A 4,693-nucleotide genomic window follows, 5' to 3' on the forward strand; every position below is an offset into this window, starting at 1 on the left:
CCGCTGAGATAAGATAAATTATCCATCATTTATGAATTTACTATAAGTGTAGCAAAATTAGGATTTTACCTTATAAAACAGGCAAACTTCTTTATATTTCTTCCAGAAATTCGACCATATCACAAACATTCCTTAACGGGACAAGATGGTCCTTAACCAGAATGTCAAATTCAGCGATTAAACTTCCCCCAACCAGCAGCGGGACGTTCAAATGATTCATTACTTTTTCAATGATTTTATTGAGATCCTTTCCAAGATTAAGTGAAGTCATTACAATAAAGGCATAGTCAGGTTTATAAGATTCGACTACTTTTTTAACATCAGCATATGGAATTTCAGAACCCAGATACAAAGTATCATGTCCACATTTTTTTAACAGATATCTGGCAAAGAGCAAACCCGTTTCATGCATTTCGGCCTCAGGCAGAAACAGCAAAAATCGTTTTGGCTCCTCTTTGTGTGGTTTTTTTATTTTGTCGATGCAAACAATGATCTGATCGCGGATCAGGTTAGAGGCAAAATGTTCATGGGAAGGATCTATTGTTCCGGTTTGCCAAAGCATACCTACTCTTTTCATAAAGGGGAACAGCACTTCGTCCATGGTTTTGATCAAGCCCATTTCCTTTATACATCCGGAAAGAATAGTAGAAAAGGCGACTTCATCATATTTAAGGGTGGCGTCAGAAAGATTAAGCACCTGAACGACATCATTGTTCCAGTCCCTTTTGAGTTGTGTAACCAGATCTGCGATCTGTTTTTTACTCATTTTTGCAATCTTACTGATCTTATAGCCATTTTCATTAAGCGCAACAATGTTTAGAAGCATCTTTAGATCCTCCTCATCATAATACCGGATATTCGTAGCAGTTCTCTTCGGCGGCACAAAATTATACCTGCTTTCCCATGCACGAATGGTATGAGCCTTGATACCAATCAGACCCTCTATGTCACTTATTGAAAATTTTCTCACAATATATTTACAACAAATGTTAAACAACTTTGTCTAAAATGCAATTTTTGTTTAACATTTATTGGAGCAACGGCCTTCAATGCATTTCAAGGCCGATAAAAAATTTAAAGTGCTGCCGGAAGATCTGAAATCTGGACATTCAGCAATTTGAATTGTTTGTCCAGATCGAAAGTATTTTTTTTAGAGCCCTGATCTTTACCACCTCCAGCCACAATAGCCCAGTTGCACCAGTTACTGGCAGGAGAATAGTCAATTAATCTTTCTTCAAAATAGGTAGCACCTCTTACCCAATTGATTTTCAGGACGTGAATCAAAAAAGTAGCGGTAAGCAAACGGGCTGAATGCGGGATAAAACCAGTTTGATTCAGTTCGCCCATATACTTATCGATAAGCAGGTTCCCGGTTTGCCCTTTCATCCAATGCAACCATCTTCCCCCTTCCTCTTCCGTCAGCGGAGCCTGATCAAACTCCAGTACGGCATCATTAAAGAAATCCATCCCATGTTTTTTAAACATGAACCTGAAGTAATCTCTCCATAAAAGGCCAAGCAAAATCTGGTTAAAGTTAGGGTTTGCACCATATTTATCTTCTGCATCTTTCACGAGCCAATACACCATACGGGGAGACAAACAGCCGAAAGACAACCATGCTGAAAGCTTTGAGGAAAACCCTTGTTTACCAGCACTCAGTTTCGCAGGTACTTTCTGATATACCTCAGATCCTTCTTCAAGCAGTTGTTTTAAATGCTTTAATCCTTCCGGTTCACCACCAAAAATGGATGGGAAAAGTTCTGTTTCATCTATAGACATCTCCTGCAGCAGTTCTTCAAGAGCCGGAACCTGTCCCCAGTCTTCTGCTTCTTCAAAAGAAATCACTTCCGGAGCCAGGAAACATGCTTTTACAATAGCATCGCGTTCCGTTTTCTTTTTAAACTGTGTAAAAGCATCAGGGATATCCTTGATCGGGAAAGGCAGATCTTCTTTATTGTATAAAGTATGCCCTATAAAGTGTCTCAGGTTAATTCTTAATTTCCATAAGCGGTCTTCCGCATAAGCAGATATCCTAGTTTCCTCAGGGCCAACCTCCCGGTGATGATACACCTCGGCGATATCATATTGCTCCACCAGTTCAGGCAACAGCTCTTCCGGTTTTCCTTTTAAAATTAAAATATCACCACCAAGATTTTGAAAAGATATCCTTAAGGCCTGTACACTTTCAATTAGAAATTTTGTTCTCAGCGCACCGGATTTAAAAGTACCCTGAGGAGTAGGTTCAAAATAACGAGGATCAAAAAAGTAAACAGGCAAAATACTATCCGACTTAGCAATGGCTTCTACGAGCATTTCATTATCATGCAACCGGAGATCATTCCTAAACCAAACTAATATTTTTTTGGATTTCATCAATACAGAACTAGATATGTTAGATAACTCACAAAAATATAGGATTTTGCTTCTTAAAACTAGCATCCTACGTAATATTTACACTAACAAAACAAAAAAGGTTAAGCTTGTCGTAAAAAATAATGGGTTAAGCTTGTCGTAAAAAATAAATGTACTCTTCGGAGACTACGCTTTCTGCGCAGTTGCTGCGCAGACTGCTTCGAAAGCTGAGGTCTCCTCTAAGTAACATTGATTTTTTCTAGGCGCTTACTGAGGGACAATCCATGCATGGTGCATAAAATGTTAAAATAAAGTCTTATAGAAAAAATACGCTTAACTACCACTTCCATAAACTCTAACTGGAAGCAAACTTTACTAATCAACCCTGCCTGGCTCACCTCCCTCCCTAAGCGCCATATAAAAAATCAATAATGCTCTTAGAGGACCTCAGGGCGCCTTGCCACTGGAGCGCAGCGGGGCAAGGAGTCCAGTCCTCTAAGAGCATTATTGATTTTTTCAATAAGCTTATTTTTCTAAAACTTATTTGGCTGGTGAAAGGTTGTTACCTTTAGCTGCTCTAGAACGCTAAAATCAGATCGCGATGAAAAAGCACATCCTACTTACCGGAGCCACAGGAATGATTGGCAAAGAATTAATCAAAACACTGTTAACATCAGGACACAACGTTTCCCTATTGTCCAGAAGGCCGGTAAAAACAAAAAAAATACAAGTTTACCTCTGGGATGTATACAAACAAACAATAGACCATTCCTGTCTGGATGGGATCGACACCATAGTACATCTTGCAGGAGAGAACATTGCCGATAAAAAATGGACTAAAGAACGAAAACAGCAAATCATAGACAGCCGGGTCCTCTCTACCAATCTTCTCTATAAAACACTGAAAGAAACCCCCAACCAGGTAAAGGATTTTATCTCCGCTTCAGCCGTAGGCTATTACGGAGATTGCGGCGACGAAATCCTAACCGAGCAGTCTGAAAAAGGCTATGGCTTCCTTGCAGAATGCTGTGCACAATGGGAAGCCGCAGTAGACAAAGGAAAATCCCTCAGCTTGAGAATTGTTAAACTCAGAACCGGTTTTATCTTAAAAAAAGGGGAAGGCGGGCTCGCATCCATGGAAAAACCCATCCGCTTTTTTGTTGGCGCCCCTCTGGGTACAGGAAAACAATGGGTACCCTGGATCCACATAAAAGACATGATCAATATCTACTTGTTTGCCATTGAACATCCAGTAATGATGGGTGTTTTTAATGCCTGTGCCCCATATCCGGTAACTAATCAAACCCTAACAAAGTCCATTGCAAAATCATTACACAGGCCAGTCTGGCCTATCCATGTTCCCGAAAGCGTATTACAGTCCATTTTGGGAGAGATGAGTACCGTCGCGCTGATCAGTAACAATACATCCGCACAAAAATTACTCGATTACGGATTTACTTTTAACTTTACCCAGCTGGATGGTGCGCTAAATAACATTTATCACGCCTAACGCTATGCAGCATTTCAATAAATAGAAGCCGATACACCTACAGAATGACAACACAAGAAATATGCATTTGCTGGTTGCGCAGAGACCTCCGCCTTGAAGATAATGCCGCATTGTACTACGCTTTAAAAACCGGCCTGCCCGTATTGCCCCTCTTCATTTTCGACACCCATATTTTAGACAAACTACAGGATAAAACAGATGCCAGAGTATCCTTCATCCATCAAACTTTAAGTAAACTCTCTACAGAACTTAGCCAATTGGGCTCTTCCATCCTGATCAAACACGGGCAGCCAGAAAAAGTATGGCCGGAACTGCTCCGCTCTTATACCGTTAAATGTGTTGTCGCTAACCATGACTATGAGCCTTATGCCCTGGAAAGAGACAACGCTCTTGCAGAATATCTAAGTTCAGAAGAAATCAGTTTCAATACCTATAAAGACCAGGTCATCTTTGAAAAAGATGAAGTCGTTAAAGATGATAAAAAACCCTATACGGTTTTCACGCCTTATTTTCGGCAATGGCTCAAAAAACTAGACGATTTTTACGTACAAGCCTACCCTACACACCAATACTTTTCTAATTTGCTAAAAACGGAACCACTCGCTCTCCCAAGCTTGGAAGAACTTGGTTTTTCCCCAACTGCGATCTCATTTCCATCAAAAGATTTCAGTTCGAAATTGCAGGAATATGAACAGCGCCGGGATTTTCCGGCAGATGATGCGACTACACATATTGGCCTCCATCTACGTTTCGGGACCATCAGCATCCGCCATGCCGTATCACAAGCCGTAGCGCATAAAGCAGACAAATGGCTTTCTGAACTGGCCTGGA

4 protein-coding genes are annotated in these 4,693 nt (G+C 40.6%); 2 read left to right on the forward strand and 2 right to left on the reverse strand.

The genetic code is table 11. The features are described 5' to 3' along the window. Nucleotides 1-91: 91 nt before the first annotated feature. Nucleotides 92-970: a MerR family transcriptional regulator gene (locus tag VNZ46_RS22205; protein WP_325562710.1), complete on the reverse strand. Its 879-nt coding sequence runs from the start codon at nt 968-970 to the stop codon at nt 92-94. Between the two features lie 104 nt (nt 971-1,074). After that, entirely contained in the window at nt 1,075-2,373 is a 1,299-nt protein-coding gene (locus VNZ46_RS22210; RefSeq protein WP_325562712.1) for a DASH family cryptochrome, read from the reverse strand. 580 nt (nt 2,374-2,953) lie between these two features. Here VNZ46_RS22210 and VNZ46_RS22215 point away from each other — a divergent pair. Next, nucleotides 2,954-3,862 (forward strand): TIGR01777 family oxidoreductase, encoded by a 909-nt coding sequence (locus VNZ46_RS22215; protein WP_325562714.1) that lies wholly within the window; start codon nt 2,954-2,956, stop codon nt 3,860-3,862. Nucleotides 3,863-3,906: 44 nt separating this feature from the next. Further along, on the forward strand, nt 3,907-4,693 hold a 787-nt coding region (locus VNZ46_RS22220; protein ID WP_325562716.1), incomplete at its 3' end, for a deoxyribodipyrimidine photo-lyase.

Origin of the sequence: Pedobacter sp. (genome assembly GCF_035566355.1) — a bacterium.
GTDB lineage: Bacteria > Bacteroidota > Bacteroidia > Sphingobacteriales > Sphingobacteriaceae > Pedobacter.